Source organism: Nocardia altamirensis NBRC 108246, assembly GCF_001612685.1.
GTDB lineage: Bacteria > Actinomycetota > Actinomycetes > Mycobacteriales > Mycobacteriaceae > Nocardia > Nocardia altamirensis.
Map to the genome: position 1 here is coordinate 52,849 of NZ_BDAY01000012.1, position 15,801 is coordinate 68,649.

Consider the following 15,801-nt stretch of genomic DNA (forward strand, 5'->3'; position numbering starts at 1 on the left):
CCATGAATCCTGCGCGATAGAACCAACTTACCTGGACCGGGCGGGGTGTGCCCGGTGATTAGCGAAGCTTTGACGCCAGTAAGTAGGCCTGCTGGAACCGTTCGTCCGGCTCTGGCTCCCTGACCAATTGCGCGTGCACCGTGAAACCGGCGTCACGCAACAGTCCGGCCAACCGTTCCGGCGACCATCGGTAGGCGCGAGTCACCTTGTGGTCGAACGCTTCTACCGTGTCGGGTACGTCGGTCGCCTGGAATGCCAGCAGTGCGTGCCCTTCCCACGCGAGTACCCGATACAACTCGTTCAACACATCCGGCACGCGCTCGGGTGGGAGATGGATCATCGAGTACCACACGACGAGACCGGCGAGACTGCCGTCACCCAAGGCCAACTGCTCCATCGAACCCTCGTCGAAGGACAGCTCCGGATACTGCTGCCTGGCGATGGCGAGCAATTCCGGAGCGAGGTCGATGCCGAAGGCAGGCACGCCGAGCGCATTCAGATGGGCGGTGATGCGCCCCTCCCCGCAGCCGATGTCGGCCACCGAGCCGGACCCGCCTGCGCGGACCCGTTCCGCGAACACCGAAAGCATCGCGCGATCGAACGGCGCCGTGTCGAGGTGTCCCTTGACGAACTCGGTGTAGACGGCAGCGATCTCGTTGTAGGCCTGACGGGTGGTGTGCACGTCGGCGGGGGCACTCGGATTTTCAACCACCCCAACATCATCCACAGGCGCGGCGGGCGCGGCCAGCACCCCACCTGTGACGGCTACCGCCCTGGTGTCACCGGTTCGAAGGCCTGCGCGACGGCCAGGCTGTCCTCGTAGACGTGGTGCCGGGTGATCCGGCCCGCCTCGACCGTCAGGTGCAGTGCGAACCGCGCGCGATAGGCGCGGCCGGTGCCGCGCGCCGTCTGCCGGATCTCGCCGAGCACGATCGCCTCGGCGCCGTCGACAATGACCCGTTCGATCTCGGTCGCCGCCGCCTCCGGCACATGGTGATCGGCGATCGAGCGGAAATGCGCGGAGGATTCCGCGCCGGTCGATCGATGCCGGATCCACGGGGTCACGGCGCGTCCGTGCTCGGCCTCCGGCCAGTTCAGCCGCCAGTCGACCTCGTCGGCATACAGGTCCGCGATCGCGTCGGCGTCCCCCGCGCCGAGGCGGCGCAGCAGTTCGTCGACTACCGCGCGGGTGTGCGCAGACGACATGGTGATCCCTCCGATCCACCGCGCCGCGTCCGATCGACGCAGCCGGATCACCATTGTTGTCACGACATCTCGTCGTGGTCGATTACCTGACAGGTAATCGACCACGCTCCACTAGGTGTGTTCGTCGGCGCGGCCGCTGTGACTTCGGACCGCGCCGACATCGTCCTTGGCGACGCTCAGTTGGTGCTCGCAGCATTCGGTCACCGCTTCCGGTGCGGCAGGCGAGGCGACCAGCGCGTCTTCGCTCGCGTCGCGGCTGCGCGCGGTGCCGAGGATCGAGCCGAGGATCACCAGCGGGAAGCCGATCGCCATGCCCGCGGTGAGCGGTTCGCCGAGCGCCGTCACGCCGAGCACGATGGCTACCGCCGGGTTGATGTAGGTGATCACCGTCGCGCGGGCCGGGCCGACCTCGGAGATGAGCGCGAAGAACATCAGGAACGCGGCGGCCGTGCAGATCAGTGCGAGACCGACCACCGAGAGCGACGCGTCGACGGGATAGCTTGCCGGCCTGCGCAATGCGGCGAACGGTGCGTACACGACGGCCGCGATGAGCAGCGAGGCCGTCACCACGCCGAGCGGCGGCAGGTCGGCAAGAGAGCGGTTGATGATGATCGGGCCGACGGCGTATCCGATGGTGGTCAACGCGATCGCACCGATGGCTGCGGGGTTGGTCAGGTCGATATCGAGGCCGACCAGGGTGACCACGCCGGCGAATCCGACGAGCAGCCCGATGACGCGGCGCTGATCGAACTTGTCCTGGCCGAGCTTGGTCACGATGACCACCGCGATCAGCGGCACCGCCGCGATCAACAGGCCGACCGTCGAACTGTTCAGCGTGGTCTCGGCGTATCCGATGAACAGCCACGGGCCGACGATCTCCACCACCGTGTACAGCAGCAACGGCCGCCAGCGGCGGAACACCGGAGCGAGCGCCTTGGTGTACATCGCGATCGGCACCAGCACCAGCGCACCGATGAACGTCCGGCCGAACGCGACGAACACCGGGTCGAAGTCTTCCACTGCGATCCGGATCATCGCGTACGGCACGCCCCAGATCACGCCCATGCCGAGGAACAGCGCCCAGCCGCGTTGTGTCATCGCGTGACCGTCCCTCTGGTGGGAATTCCGGCTGGTGGAGAGATCATTGACATACCGCACTCGCTTTCGATCAACCGGAGCTTATACAGCTGGTCGGATCATCCGACAGATCCAATTCCTGCCATTGGGGGGCCAGTCCACTTCGGTGGCCAGGCAGCTTCGGCCCTATCTGGTTGCGGTGAGTACTTCCATGGTGACCGGCTCGATGAACCGTCCGTCCGGCGCGATCGCCAGCAGCGCTTCGCTGATCGCTTCCTCGAAATCGGTCTGCCTGGCGCCGAGCAGCCTGCGCAGCGGGAGCGACGTCGAGTAGAGGTAGCCGATGGTCTGTGCCACCGTCCAGCATCGATCGAATTCGTAGACCCGCCGCTGTACCTGTCGAAATGTCGAGCGCGCCAACACATCCTCGTGCGTGCGCCCGTCATCGGCCAGGGCGGGCCGCGCTTCGTGCACGTTCGGCAGGAAACGGTCCTGGATGTCCTCGATGACCTGCTGCCACGGAGTCTGCGGCCGGACAAGGCAACTGTCGTTCGCGATCACGATGCCGCCGTCCTCGACAACCATCCCGTCGAGCGCCGACAGCACCTGCTCGCGATCCATCCAGTGAAACGACCGCCCCATCGTCACCAGCCGAAAGCTCCCGAACCTTCCCGGCAGATCCACCGAACTGCCGCGCACCCAAGCAACATTGGCAACATGCGCGGCCTCCGCCTGGATCGCCGCCTCGACGAGCATCTCGATCTCGGGATCCACGCCGACCGCCGCGCCGACATGCGCGGCCAGCGGAACAGTCAATTGCCCTGTCCCGCAACCGAGGTCGAGCAGTCGCCCGGTCCGGTCGAGCCGGAACCGGTCGACGATGTCCGCGACCAGCGTCGAGGGATATCCAGGCCGGTATCGCGCGTAATGCCAAGCAGCACCACTGAACAGACCGCCGGACTTCCCGCGTGCATCGTCCATATCCACCTCGGTGCTGCTCGGTCACCACGACTGACCCGGCGACTCGTCACCGCAGATTATGGCCCGGCGAGCCGGTCACCGCCGAGCTGACGCCGTCGCGCAAACGGGTTTCGCTGAACGAGTTCAGTCGGCAGAATCGTGGGATGAATGCGGCCCGTGATCTCGTTACCTTTACCGATGCCGATGCGGCAGTTGCGCACATCACCTCGCTCTACCAGGACAGTGCCGAGACTATTCGCCGCAGTTTCGCTGCCGTTCGTCGCGGCGAGCACATCGATCCGGTCACTGCCACGTATCCGTATCTCGAAGTCAGTGCGGGCCGTTCGGAACTGCATGTCGACGCGCGGCTGTCCTACGGCGTCCTACTGGAGCCGGGCGCCTACGGCACCACACTGACGCGGCCGGATTTGTTCGGGCGCTACTACCGCGAGCAGATCGATCTGCTCTTGCGTCATCACGGCGTCGCGGTGCAGGTCGGGGTCAGCGACCGCGCCATCCCGCTGCCGTTCATCATCGAGGAGAGCGTCACCGACGTGACCGAGGCGGAGGTGCGCGGGCTCCAGGATCTGTTTGCGCTGCCGGATCTTTCGGCCACCGACGACCGCATCGCCAACGGCACCTTCGTCCGGCACGCGGACGAGCCGCGGCCGCTCGCGCTGTTCACCGCGGAGCGCGTCGACTATTCACTGGCTCGCCTGCACCACTACACCGGAACCGCGCCCGAACATTTTCAGAGCTTCGTCCTGTTCACCAATTATCAACGCTACGTAGACGAGTTCGTGGCATACGGCCGAGCCGAGGCGTCGACCGACGGTCATTCCGGTTTCGTCGAACCACCCAGTGACGGCACCCGATCCTCGCTACCGCAGATGCCCGCCTATCACCTGAAGCGACCGGCAGGCGACGGCATCACGCTGATCAATATCGGTGTCGGACCGAGCAATGCGAAGAACATCACCGACCATCTCGCGGTGCTGCGGCCGCACTGCTGGCTGATGGTCGGCCACTGCGCAGGCCTGCGGCGCAGTCAGTTGCTCGGCGACTACGTGCTTGCCCACGCCTACGTCCGCGACGACCACGTGCTCGACAAGGACCTGCCGCTGTGGACGCCGCTGCCGCCGATCGCCGAAGTCCAAGTGGCGCTGCAGGAAGCGACCACCACCATCACCGGGCTCAGCGGCCAGAAACTCAAGACGCGCCTGCGCACCGGCACCGTCGTGTCCACCGACAACCGCAACTGGGAGCTGCGCATCGACGAGGAGTTCGCGCGGCTCAACCAAAGTCGGGCCATCGCGGTCGACATGGAATCGGCGGCCATCGCCGCCAACGGCTTTCGCTTCCGCGTTCCGTACGGCGCGTTGCTGTGTGTCTCGGACAAGCCGTTGCACGGTGAGCTCAAGCTGCGCGGCATGGCCAACGCGTTCTACCGCGAGCGGGTCAGCCAGCATCTGCGGGTCGGCATCGAGACGATGAACCTGCTGCGCGCGCAAGGGGTCGACCGGCTGCACTCTCGCAAGTTGCGTGGGTTCGACGAGCCCGCGTTCCGCTGAACTACGGGAAAAGCGATGTCCGGCCCGGAAATCTCCGGGCCGGACATCGTTGTTGCGGTTGACAACCGGGCCGTTCGGTGGCCGATTGTCGTGCGGTGCGGTTAGTTCGCCGGTTTCACCGTCGTGCTGGTGATGGTCGGCGCCGCGGATTCTGTTGTCGTGACCCGCGCCGCGGCCGGTGTCTTGGCCGGTGCGACCGTGGTGGTCGGCGCCGCCGTCTCGGTGGGGGCCACCGTCGTGGTCGGCGCGGGCGCGGTCGTGGTCACCTCGGGAGCGGCGAGCTGGGTGGCGGTGGTGGTCGGCGCTGTCGAGGTGGTCGTCGGCGCCGGGCTCGTCGTCGCGGTGCCGCTGGTCGTAGTGGTTGCGGTGGTCGGCGTCGTCGTTGCGGTGCCGCTCGTGGTGGTCGGCGCCGCGGAGGTGGTCGTCGTGCTCGCCCACCGCTCCGACTTCGGCTTGGTGGTGGTGTCGACCGCCTTGTACATGGCGGCGAGATCCGACTCCTGCGGCGCGGCCTTGGTGTTGAGCGGCTTGCCGTCCTGCGCCTGCTTGGCCAGGTTGGACAGCCAGGCGGCCGCGTACTCGGCGGACGTCAACGGCTTGCCTTCGGACGCGTTCGCGTCCTTCCAGTAGTCGAAGTGGTGTCCGGTGTGGTTCGGGCCGAGAGTCAGCTTGTACGGGTCGCTCATAATCACCGGGATGGTGTTCTGGTTGGTCACGATGAGACCGATGATCTCGTTGAACACCTTCTGCGGCAGGTAGGCCAGCGGCGACATGTCGTCGGACGCAATCGCGTCCGCCTTGTTCACCGGTGTCTTCGGCGCAGCGCCGGGCTTGTAGTTCGGATCCGACACCTTCAGCAGCACGTCGAGGAACGTCTCGTCGCTCTTGAGCCAGTTCGGCTGCGAATTGATGTCCGCGAAGGCCGCCAAAGCGATCTTGCCGAGCGCCATGGCGACGCCCTGGCCGTTCTCCGGGTTGAGCCCGTCACGTTCGAGTGCGTCGACATTGATCTGCCTGCCGACGTTCACCACCAGCTGCAGCAGCGAAATGTTCTCCGGCGCAGCACAGGTGAGGTCGCCCTCGGAACAGAACGAGGCGATCTTGCCGTTCAACTTGCCGAAATCACCGCTGGTGCCTGGCAATGCGCCCTTGCCGGAGACCGGCTTTCCGCCGAAGTTCTGGTCGAACCCGTCGGGGTGGTTCGGATCCTTCGCGCCGATGAACGGTCCATCGCCCGCCGAGCGGCCGGAGTCGGCAAAGATGACGACGCCGACGACATTGTCGGGGTTGACGATCCCGTACCTGCCGTCCTTGTCGGCCTCCTGATTGCCGATCTTCATCGCGACGCGACGCACCACATCCGCGCCCTCGCTGTAGCCGACGATGGAGAACCGGGTGTTCGGGCAGGCCTGGCGGATCTCGCGCATCACCTTCTCGGTGTTCGCGACGCCTGTGTTGACGGCGTCCTCATAGGTCGCCATGTTCGCCGGGTACGCGATGTACACCGCGGCGTACTTGCTCGGATCGACCGAGGCGCCCGGCGCGTTGACGACCGGATCCAGCCACTCGCTCTTGTGATCGCCGGACAGCGCGGCGGGCAGCTCATTACCGTTCGCGTCGACCAGCAGCTTCGTTGTCCCCGCGACCGGAGTGTCGCCACGGCCGGCCACCGAGACGCTCACCATGTCCTTGCACTCGGTGACGGATGCCCTGAGCTGCGTGTCCACTGATTTCGGCGTCGATGTCAATGCGAACGAAGTTGCGACGATCGCCGCAACGCCGAGCACCGCAGGCGCGGCAACGGCCGAAGCGAGGCGATGTCGCGCGAGGAGCTCGCGTAAACCCATGTCCTGATCCCCATTCCAAATTAGCGACAAAACAGACGGACAGCCCCCCGAGGCCGTATGTCACCAAGGACGTCGTGAATGGGGGGTCGAGTGTTACCGACTGGATGGATTGGTGATCTTGACCAGTGGGCACGGCAGTCCGCCGACTTTGCTGGTCACCGACGGTATCAGCGGTTTCCGTGACAACCGGCACAGTTAAGCTCCGCTAACACTGAGGTCAATTTGCCCCGAATTGTCGGGGGATTCATTTTCTATATGGAGGCGATGCCTTTCATCGCGTGGCGCCGCGTGGTGTCCGGGATACGGGGAGGCCCGACAGTGCTGCTGCGGTCGCGGCGATCTCATCGATCGGCTTGTCTACCAAGCCCTCGATGCTGACCATCGGCGACTGGTAGGTCCGGCTGTTGGTCCTGGCGAGGGAAGCCTGCCAGCTGGAGAGCTGCCGCAGGTAGATGTCGTCGTCGTGCAACACGAAAGCGAGCACCTGGCGGGGGTCGCTTGCTGTCGCGCGCAGCGGAATGACCCTGATCTCGCGGACTGATTCCCAGCCGACTCGCACCTTGTGCTTCGACGTGTGCACGCCATCGGCATCGAGGACAACCGCTCCACCCGAGAGCGCCGAGTACAACAACCAGCCGCAATACCAAAAGACTGGGACAGCCACGACTACCGCGATTCCCGTCACCCACGGGTTCGACACGAGCCAGCCCGTAACGAGCAGCAGAATGCTTATGCACACGTAGGGCGCCAAGATCAGTAGGAGGCCGCGCAATCGAACCCTGATCTCCAGTGGCTCGGATGACCCGGGCGCGATCTGTTCCCGAGGTGCCCCCTGGCTGACGTTCAGGATCTTGGTCAATGCGAGCTTGCGGCGAGCGGCGACGACGACAAGTCCGATCGCGCCAATGATGATCACGGGCAACGAATCTGTGGACTTCAGGCCCATCTTCCCTGTGCCGAACCCCAGTAGGAAACCGAGGATCGGGATGGCGGGAAGGACGATCGCGGCCGTCTGAACCGGGAAGCGCTGCAACGCTTTCTCGGCATACGCCCGCGCGATGCGGTCGGTCTCGGGATCGGCGGCGGGTTCGCCGCGCAGTAGTGCCTTGCGGGTGGCACGGTCCAGGTCACGCCAGGTGTTCATGAGCTCCCTCTGTCTGAGGGGCCGCACCTTAACTGATCAAGGTGACCGCTGTGCCCGCCTCGGTCGGCGGCCGGTCCCGTCCACGCGTTGACCAAATGTCGCTAATGGTCTTGACGAATGGCCTATTGAGATGTCATTATTAATACAGGAGGACATCGGGAATTGGATGTCTTCTTTCTTTCTGCCCTCGACATCTGTCGTATTCGGGTGTAATTTGAGACTTCGCGCCCGGGGCGTGTGCTGTCCAACTCTCGAAATATGAAATGACCGTGGAAAGCGGCGCAGTCTGCGCGCCACTTTCCACCCGTTGTTGTCGAGTCAGGTCAGGACGGCATCCCGCACGGTGCGCACAGGGAAAAACGGCCAACAGGACAAGCAGATACCGCGACGACCACGCGAATGTGTGGGCGGCGCGAGGTGCTGGAAGGACGCATCTTGGCACTCTCGAATCAGACCGAGTTCACCACTACCGATACCACGCCGAAGCGGGTGTCCTTCGCCAAACTCCGTGAACCCCTAGAGGTTCCAGGCTTGCTGGACATCCAGCGCGAATCGTTCGACTGGTTGATCGGCGCACCGGCCTGGCTCGAACGGGCGGCGGCCCGCGAGGATACCTCCGGGGGCGGGCTCGCGGAGATGCTCGACGAGATCAGCCCGATCGAGGACTTCGCCGCGACGATGTCGCTGACCCTGTCCGAACCCCGCTTCGAGGAGGTCAAGGCCTCGGTCGCGGAATGCAAAGACAAGGACATGACCTACGCGGCGCCGCTGTTCGTCACCGCGGAGTTCATCAACAACAACACCGGTGAGATCAAGAGCCAGACGGTCTTCATGGGGGATTTCCCGATGATGTCCGACAAGGGCACCTTCGTCGTCAACGGCACCGAGCGCGTTGTCATTTCGCAGCTGGTCCGGTCGCCGGGGGTGTACTTCGAGCAGGACGTCGACGAGACGACCAACAAGGATCTGCACAGCGTGCGCGTCATCCCGTCGCGCGGCGCCTGGCTGGAGTTCGATATCGATAAGCGCGACACCGTCGGCGTTCGCATCGACCGCAAACGCAGGCAGCCGGTGACGGTCCTGCTCAAGGCGCTCGGCTGGACCAGCGCGCAGATCGCCGAGCGGTTCGGCTTCTCCGGGATCATGATGACGTCGCTGGAGAAGGACAACACCCCTGGCACCGACGAGGCGTTGCTCGATATCCATCGCAAGCTGCGTCCCGGCGAGCCGCCGACCAAGGAGTCCGCGCAGCACCTGCTGGAGAACCTCTTCTTCAAGGAGAAGCGCTACGACCTGGCGCGCGTCGGTCGCTACAAGATGAACAAGAAGCTCGGCATCCATACCGGCGAGGCCATCGGGTCCAGGGTGCTCACCGAGGAAGATCTCGTCACGATCATCGAATACCTGCTGCGGCTGCACGCGGGGGAATCGGTGATGACCGCGCCGGGCGGGATCGAGGTGCCGGTCGAGGTCGACGACATCGACCACTTCGGTAATCGTCGGCTGCGCACCGTCGGTGAGCTGATTCAGAACCAGATGCGAATCGGGTTGTCCCGGATGGAGCGGGTGGTCCGCGAGCGGATGACGACCCAGGACGTCGAGGCGATCACGCCGCAGTCGCTGATGAATATTCGCCCGGTCGTCGCCGCGATCAGGGAGTTCTTCGGCACCTCGCAGATGTCGCAGTTCATGGACCAGCGCAACCCGCTGTCCAGCCTGACCCACAAGCGTCGCCTGTCTGCGCTCGGGCCTGGCGGGTTGAGCAGGGAACGCGCCAGCCTCGAGGTGCGCGACGTGCACTACAGCCACTACGGCCGGATGTGCCCGATCGAGACGCCCGAAGGCCCGAGCATCGGGTTGATGGGTTATCTGTCGGTGTACGCGCGGGTCAATCCGTTCGGGTTCATCGAGACGCCGTATCGAAAAGTGGTCGGCGGCAGGGTGACCGACGAGATCGAGTATCTGACCGCCGATCAGGAAGACCTGCGGGTGGTGGCGCAGGCGAACGAGCCGGTCGATGCCGATGGCAGGCTCGTCGCCGCGCGAGTCGCGGTGCGGCGCAAGAATTCCGAGGTCGAGATCATCGATTCGACGCAGGTCGACTACATGGATGTGTCACCGCGCCAGATGGTTTCGGTGGCGACGGCGATGATTCCGTTTCTCGAGCACGACGACGCCAACCGTGCCCTGATGGGCGCGAACATGCAGAAGCAGGCCGTTCCGCTGGTCCGGTCGGAGGCTCCGGTGGTCGGCACCGGGATGGAGTCGCGCGCCGCGATCGATTCGGGCGAGATGGTGGTGAACGAGAAGCCCGGTGTGGTGGAGGAGGTTTCGGCCGACTACATCACCGTGATGGCCGACGACGGGGCCCGCAAGTCGTATCGCCTGCGCAAGTTCGCTCGCTCGAACCAGGGCACCTGCCTCAATCAGCGTCCGATCGTCGGTGAGGGACAGCGGGTGGAGGTCGGCGAGGTGCTCGCCGATGGTCCGTGCACCGTGAACGGCGAGATGGCGCTGGGGAAGAACCTTTTGGTGGCGATCATGCCGTGGGAGGGGCACAACTACGAGGACGCGATCATCCTGTCGCAGCGCCTCGTCGAGGAAGACGTGCTCACCTCGATCCACATCGAGGAACACGAGATCGATGCCCGCGACACCAAACTCGGTGCCGAAGAGATCACCCGCGACATCCCGAACGCCTCGGACGAATCACTAGCCGATCTCGACGAGCGCGGCATCATTCGTATCGGTGCCGAGGTGCGCGACGGTGACATCCTGGTCGGCAAGGTCACCCCGAAGGGGGAAACCGAGCTGACCCCGGAAGAGCGGCTGCTGCGCGCGATCTTCGGTGAGAAGGCCCGCGAAGTCCGCGACACCTCACTGAAGATGAAGCACGGTGAGTCCGGCAAAGTCATCGGCATCCGTATGTTCTCGCGCGAAGACGACGATGACCTGCCACCCGGTGTCAATGAGCTTGTGCGCGTGTATGTGGCGCAGAAGCGCAAGATCCAGGACGGCGACAAGCTCGCAGGCCGCCACGGCAACAAGGGCGTCATCGGCAAGATCCTCCCCATCGAGGACATGCCGTTCCTGCCCGACGGCACCCCGGTCGACATCATCCTCAATACGCACGGTGTGCCGCGCCGGATGAACATCGGCCAGATCCTGGAAACGCACCTCGGCTGGATCGGCAAGGCAGGCTGGAACATTCAGGTCGCCGATGGCACCCGGCCGGACTGGGCCAAGGCTTTGCCCGCGGAGTTGTTGTCCGCCGAACCGGACACGAATCTGGCCACGCCGGTCTTCGACGGCGCGCGCGAGGAAGAGCTCGCCGGCCTGCTCGGCTCGACACTGCCCAACCGCGACGGCGAGGTCATGGTCGGAACAGATGGCAAGGCAACGCTTTTCGACGGCCGCAGCGGTGAACCGTTCCCGTACCCCATCGCCGTCGGCTATATGTACATTCTCAAATTGCATCACCTGGTCGACGACAAGATCCACGCCCGTTCGACCGGTCCGTACTCGATGATCACCCAGCAGCCGCTCGGCGGTAAGGCCCAGTTCGGTGGCCAGCGCTTCGGTGAAATGGAGTGCTGGGCGATGCAGGCCTACGGCGCGGCGTACACGCTGCAGGAACTGCTGACCATCAAGTCCGACGACATCGTCGGGCGGGTGAAGGTTTACGAGGCGATCGTCAAGGGCGAGAACATCCCGGAGCCGGGCGTCCCGGAGTCGTTCAAAGTCCTGCTCAAGGAGCTCCAGTCGCTGTGCCTCAACGTCGAAGTCCTCTCCGCGGGCTCTGCCATCGAACTCAATCGCGGTGACGACGACGAAATAGACCGCACCGCCGCCAATCTCGGAATCACCCTGTCCCGCAACGAACCCGCAACGGTCACCGATCTCCCCGGCTGACCCGCTCGCCGGATCGCCGCGCACCGAATTTTGGTGCGCGGCTTTTCGGTTCCAGGTCAGCGCGTTGTCACCGCGTCACGGCGGTTGGCCTGCAACACCTCTCGGCGCTTCTTGTCGGTGGCCCAGGCCGGGATGCGGAACGAACCCGGCTTCCTTGCCTCCATGCCCAACTGCTTGACGGTGCTCCAGCACACGAGCTCCTTGAGCGCCGCAGCGGCACGACCGCCCAGATGAAACCGGGTCGCAGTGTCGTTGCGATGACCGAGCTGGATGACGCCGGCTCGACGGCCGAGGCTGATGCCCTGTCCGACGAACACCAGCGCGATAGGCGTTGGCTCAGTCCCCGCGATGCGGCTGAGCACCGTATCGGCGGCGTACGCACCCAGCGGACCCGCGGCCTGGCAGCTCATCCGGAACGGCAGGTCCGACGGCGCCGCCGCATCACCGGCCGCGACGATGCGCGCGTCATCCACACTGGTCAACGTCTCGTCCGTGAGCAGCCGACCCAGCGCGTCGGTGCGCAGCCCACTGCGCACGGCCATATCCGGCACCCCGAATCCGGCGGTCCACACGGTCACCGCACTCCGCAGCGTGTGACCGCCGCTGAGCTGCACGGTAGCTCGCGTCACCGCCGTCACCTTCGCTTCGGGGCCGTCGAGCACGGTCACCCCCAACTGTGCCAACCGCTTGGCCACCGCACGCCGACCCCCGGACCGTAGATACGGCCCGAGCACTCCGCCGCAGACCAGGGTCACGATGCGACCCGACTCCGCCAACTCCGCGGCCGTCTCGATCCCGGTCGGCCCGCCACCGACCACGGTGATCGCGGCCGTCGCAGGCGTGGCGGCAAGCACGGCGCGCAGCCGCTGCGCCTCCTCCAACGAGGCGACCGGATAGGCGAACTCGGCCACACCCGGCACCTGCGGATCGGCACTGCCGCTGCCCACCGCATAGATCAGATAGTCGTACTCGACCGTCCCGCCTGCCGCCAACGTCAGGCTCCGCCCGGCGGCGTCGATCCGCGAGACGGTGTCGACAATCAGCCGGATGTCCGAGCCGAGCACGTCCCGGTAGTCGACCACCGCATCGTCGGTGCCACCCACGAGCTGATGCAGGCGAATCCGCTCGACGAAAGTCGCGCGCGGGTTGATCAGCGTCACCGTCACGTCGGCACGCTGTGTCAGCCGGTTGGCGGCCAGGACACCGGCGTACCCGCCGCCGATCACAACCACTGTGGTGTTCCCAGTCATGGTGTCTCCTTCGCTCCCAGAGGGTTCGAACACAAGACACCGCCCCCGCGTCCCGTGTGACACCCGGTGACGCAGGTCACGCAGCGGCTATCGGCCCGCGACCGGGAACGCGCAGCTCGCTGGGGGATCGATCAGGATGCAGAAGGCGGGCGCGCGGGTGGGTTGGTAGTCGCCGGGGACACCACCTGCGGAGATGAGCTGGGTGTAGGTGCCGACCGCGTCGGTGGGGCGGCGGGAGAGCGAGGGGTCGGTGCGCACGTCGACCGTGTAGAGGCCGAATCGTGGGGTGTAGCTGCCCCATTCGTAGTTGTCGGTGATGCTCCAGTAGTTGTAGCCGATGACGTTCATGCCGTCGGCCTTCGCGCGCTGGATCCAGTAGACGGTGTCGCGCAGATGGTCGCTGCGGCTGTAGCCGTCGGGGCGCGGCCCGCCGTTGGCGGTGGGCATGCCGTTCTCGACGATGTAGAGCGGTTTGCCCGGGAAGCGCTGCGAATAGTGTTGCAGCGCATAGTAGATGCCTTCGGTGCGGATCGGCAGATCCCAGATGTTCATGCCGGGCAGCGTCGGCGCGGCGGAGCCGAGCGCCCTGGTGACCGCCCCGAGCACAGTCTGCATCGGGTCGTAGGCGAAGTAGTAGTCGATGCCGACATAGTCGAGCCGGTCCGCGATGCGGTTGATGAACGAACCGTTGATCTGGTCGTTCGCGCCTGCGACATAGCCGACGTTGCTGGTCACCTGGGCGCCGGGCTGGACGGCGTGAATGTGGTCGTAGATGGCGTTGTGCGCCTGCGCGAGTCGCACCTCCATCTCGCCGGCGTCCGCCTTGCCCCTGCGGACCTCGTGCGAGATGTAGGCGATCGGCTCGTTCACCGTGACCCACAGCGGATTACGGGAGGCGTAGCGGTCGACGACGCCGCGCATGGCGGACAGCCAGTCCTCGACCATGCCAGGGTTGCGCCAGCCGCCGCGGTCGACGGCCCAGCCGGGGTAGACCCAGTGGTCGAGGGTGATCATCGGCCGCATCCCCGACTGCGCGATCTTCGCGATGACGGCGTCGTAGAAGCGGAATGCGCCCTCGTCCCAGACTCCTGGCGCCGGCTGCAGCCGAGCCCATTCGATGCCGACCCGGAACACTTGCACGCCGAGCCCGGCGGCCAAGTCGATATCGGACGCATAGCGGCCATAGAAGTCGACCGAATCCTGCAACCCGTCGTAGTCGGGATGGTTGGGAATGTATCGCGTCCAATTGCTGTCGGGCGCACGTCCTTCGGATTGGAATCCGGAAGACGCGACACCCCAGAGGAAGCCACCGTCCAACGGCGCTGCCGCGGCGACCGGCCGTAGCAGCGGGGACGCCGATGCGGTCGTGCACACCAGCACGGTCGACGCGGTGGCGGCGAGTACGGCCAGGGCATACCGGAATCGCATCACCTCAGGGTAACTGGCTGTGCACCGCCGACATCCGCGATCGCGAGAATCAAGAACAGTTGCGCGCCAATATGTTTTACCGATAAGGCACGGCTGCCCTGGGTAGCGTACGAAACGCCGACGATCGGAGACTCGCCAGAATATTTTCCGTGGCGGGCGTGGCGAGTGCCCCGATCGGCGACATCACGACAACGCGCGAATCAGGCGGCAGGCGAACTGTAGACGCCGAACTCGTTGCCCGAAACGTCGGCGAGATGCGCGAAGGTCAGTCCGGATGCGCTGGTGATCGGTGGCACAACCACCTTGGCGCCCAAGCGCTCCGCCTCGGCGACGGTGGCGCCGACATTCGCCACCTCGACGAAGACGACCGCGTGATTCTGCGCGGCCTGCTCGGTGTGCGCGATACCGCCGACGGGAATCTCGCTGCCCGGGTAACGGACCAGGTCGTAGCTGTCGTTCTCGGGGTCGCTGACGAAGGTCCAGCCGAACAGTGCACCGTAGAAGGACTTGGCCTGCTCCGGCTCGTTGCTGCCGACCTGGAACCAGTTGATCGTGTTGGTCATCTCTGTGCCTCCGGGAGAGTGGATGTCGTTGTGCGGGACCACTCTCACGCGGCGCGGCGACAACCCCCTGTCGGTGTTTTCTAGAGCGAGACCATCCGCACAATGCATTCGGCGGGGATGGTCATTTCCGGACGGCCGCCCGCAGGCATCGGAATGTCGGTGACTGCCACATCCGCGATGCGGTCGAGGCGAAAAACGCGCTGACCTTCGCGCAACCTGCACCACGCGACGAGGTACCAGCCCCGCTCGCCGACGAGGAACCCGGACGGCTCCACCTCGCGTTCGGTGCACTCGCCGACCTTGTCCTGATACTTCAACCGCAGCACGCGTTCGACCTCGATCGCCTGCTCGATCACCGCCGGAATCTGCTGTGCCGGCTGCGTCTCCCGCGACTCCAGCACCCGCACCCGCGCGGCCAGCTCGCGTGCGCCGCTGGCATTGCGTTCCGGCATCGCCGCGAGAATCTTGTCCAGCGCGCTGCGCCCGGCCCGATCGAACGGCGCACCCTGACCGCGTTCCAACGCGACCGCGATGGCGACCGCCTCCGCCGGGGTGAAGTTGAGCGGCGGCAAGGACATCGTCTTCTCGAGCGCATAACCGCCGCGTCGCCCGACGTCGGCATAGATCGGCACCCCCGCCTGCTGCAGCGCACCGATGTCCCGCTCGATGGTGCGCACGCTGACCTCGTACCGCCCGGCCAGTTCCCGCGCGGTCCGCAGCCGCGGCGCCACCGCCCGCAAATCCTCGACGATGGCGTACAGCCGATCCGTCCTGTTCACGCCGTCACGGTAGCCCCGAGCACCGACATCTCCGCTGTTCCACGGCCTGGCAAGGGAACTGAGC

Annotated in this window: 12 protein-coding genes; 2 read left to right on the forward strand and 10 right to left on the reverse strand. The window is 65.5% G+C overall.

What is annotated here, in order from left to right:
- Positions 1 to 58 precede the first annotated feature (58 nt).
- The 4 genes from NA11_RS08635 to NA11_RS08650 form a co-directional block, all read right to left on the reverse strand.
- Complete coding sequence (locus tag NA11_RS08635; RefSeq protein WP_069161321.1) at positions 59 to 712, reverse strand: class I SAM-dependent DNA methyltransferase; 654 nt, start codon at positions 710 to 712, stop codon at positions 59 to 61.
- 53 nt (positions 713 to 765) lie between these two features.
- A complete protein-coding gene (locus tag NA11_RS08640) occupies positions 766 to 1,260 on the reverse strand; it encodes a nuclear transport factor 2 family protein (RefSeq protein ID WP_245745789.1) in 495 nt (164 codons plus the stop codon).
- A gap of 57 nt (positions 1,261 to 1,317) precedes the next feature.
- Positions 1,318 to 2,304: a DMT family transporter gene (locus NA11_RS08645; RefSeq protein ID WP_084654385.1), complete on the reverse strand. Its 987-nt coding sequence runs from the start codon at positions 2,302 to 2,304 to the stop codon at positions 1,318 to 1,320.
- A 165-nt stretch (positions 2,305 to 2,469) separates the two neighbouring features.
- Entirely contained in the window at positions 2,470 to 3,264 is a 795-nt protein-coding gene (locus NA11_RS08650; protein ID WP_069161265.1) for a class I SAM-dependent methyltransferase, read from the reverse strand.
- 143 nt (positions 3,265 to 3,407) lie between these two features.
- Between NA11_RS08650 and NA11_RS08655 the strand changes: the two genes are divergently transcribed.
- Complete coding sequence (locus NA11_RS08655; RefSeq protein WP_069161266.1) at positions 3,408 to 4,814, forward strand: AMP nucleosidase; 1,407 nt, start codon at positions 3,408 to 3,410, stop codon at positions 4,812 to 4,814.
- A gap of 101 nt (positions 4,815 to 4,915) precedes the next feature.
- Here the strand turns inward: NA11_RS08655 and NA11_RS08660 are convergent, their stop codons facing one another.
- Together NA11_RS08660 and NA11_RS08665 are read right to left on the reverse strand one after the other, a co-directional pair.
- On the reverse strand, positions 4,916 to 6,661 hold the full coding sequence (locus tag NA11_RS08660) for a cutinase family protein (protein WP_069161267.1): 1,746 nt from the start codon (positions 6,659 to 6,661) through the stop codon (positions 4,916 to 4,918).
- A gap of 271 nt (positions 6,662 to 6,932) precedes the next feature.
- Positions 6,933 to 7,805: a hypothetical protein gene (locus NA11_RS08665; RefSeq protein ID WP_069161268.1), complete on the reverse strand. Its 873-nt coding sequence runs from the start codon at positions 7,803 to 7,805 to the stop codon at positions 6,933 to 6,935.
- Positions 7,806 to 8,222: 417 nt separating this feature from the next.
- Here NA11_RS08665 and rpoB point away from each other — a divergent pair, with 417 nt between their 5' ends.
- Entirely contained in the window at positions 8,223 to 11,717 is a 3,495-nt protein-coding gene (gene rpoB, locus NA11_RS08670) for a DNA-directed RNA polymerase subunit beta (RefSeq protein WP_069161323.1), read from the forward strand.
- Positions 11,718 to 11,773: 56 nt separating this feature from the next.
- On the opposite strand, the gene NA11_RS08675 is transcribed toward rpoB, so the two are convergent.
- The 4 genes from NA11_RS08675 to NA11_RS08690 all read right to left on the reverse strand — a co-directional run bounded on the left by NA11_RS08675 (position 11,774) and on the right by NA11_RS08690 (position 15,737).
- The gene (locus NA11_RS08675) at positions 11,774 to 12,967 is read right to left on the reverse strand and encodes an NAD(P)/FAD-dependent oxidoreductase (protein WP_069161269.1); all 1,194 of its coding nucleotides are present in this window, start codon (positions 12,965 to 12,967) and stop codon (positions 11,774 to 11,776) included.
- An 87-nt stretch (positions 12,968 to 13,054) separates the two neighbouring features.
- Positions 13,055 to 14,395, reverse strand: a complete 1,341-nt coding sequence (locus NA11_RS08680; protein WP_069161270.1) for a family 1 glycosylhydrolase — start codon at positions 14,393 to 14,395, stop codon at positions 13,055 to 13,057.
- Between the two features lie 200 nt (positions 14,396 to 14,595).
- Positions 14,596 to 14,958: a VOC family protein gene (locus NA11_RS08685; protein ID WP_069161271.1), complete on the reverse strand. Its 363-nt coding sequence runs from the start codon at positions 14,956 to 14,958 to the stop codon at positions 14,596 to 14,598.
- A gap of 80 nt (positions 14,959 to 15,038) precedes the next feature.
- On the reverse strand, positions 15,039 to 15,737 hold the full coding sequence (locus NA11_RS08690) for a helix-turn-helix transcriptional regulator (RefSeq protein ID WP_069161272.1): 699 nt from the start codon (positions 15,735 to 15,737) through the stop codon (positions 15,039 to 15,041).
- Positions 15,738 to 15,801 lie beyond the last annotated feature (64 nt).

Coding starts and splice junctions, on each gene's coding strand:
- NA11_RS08640 (WP_245745789.1), bottom strand. CDS start 1,260: ATGGTGATCCGGCTGCGTCGATCGGACGCGGCGCGGTGGATCGGAGGG.
- NA11_RS08645 (WP_084654385.1), bottom strand. CDS start 2,304: ATGACACAACGCGGCTGGGCGCTGTTCCTCGGCATGGGCGTGATCTGG.
- NA11_RS08650 (WP_069161265.1), bottom strand. CDS start 3,264: ATGGACGATGCACGCGGGAAGTCCGGCGGTCTGTTCAGTGGTGCTGCT.
- NA11_RS08655 (WP_069161266.1), top strand. CDS start 3,408: ATGAATGCGGCCCGTGATCTCGTTACCTTTACCGATGCCGATGCGGCA.
- NA11_RS08660 (WP_069161267.1), bottom strand. CDS start 6,661: ATGGGTTTACGCGAGCTCCTCGCGCGACATCGCCTCGCTTCGGCCGTT.
- NA11_RS08665 (WP_069161268.1), bottom strand. CDS start 7,805: ATGAACACCTGGCGTGACCTGGACCGTGCCACCCGCAAGGCACTACTG.
- NA11_RS08675 (WP_069161269.1), bottom strand. CDS start 12,967: ATGACTGGGAACACCACAGTGGTTGTGATCGGCGGCGGGTACGCCGGT.
- NA11_RS08680 (WP_069161270.1), bottom strand. CDS start 14,395: ATGCGATTCCGGTATGCCCTGGCCGTACTCGCCGCCACCGCGTCGACC.
- NA11_RS08685 (WP_069161271.1), bottom strand. CDS start 14,958: ATGACCAACACGATCAACTGGTTCCAGGTCGGCAGCAACGAGCCGGAG.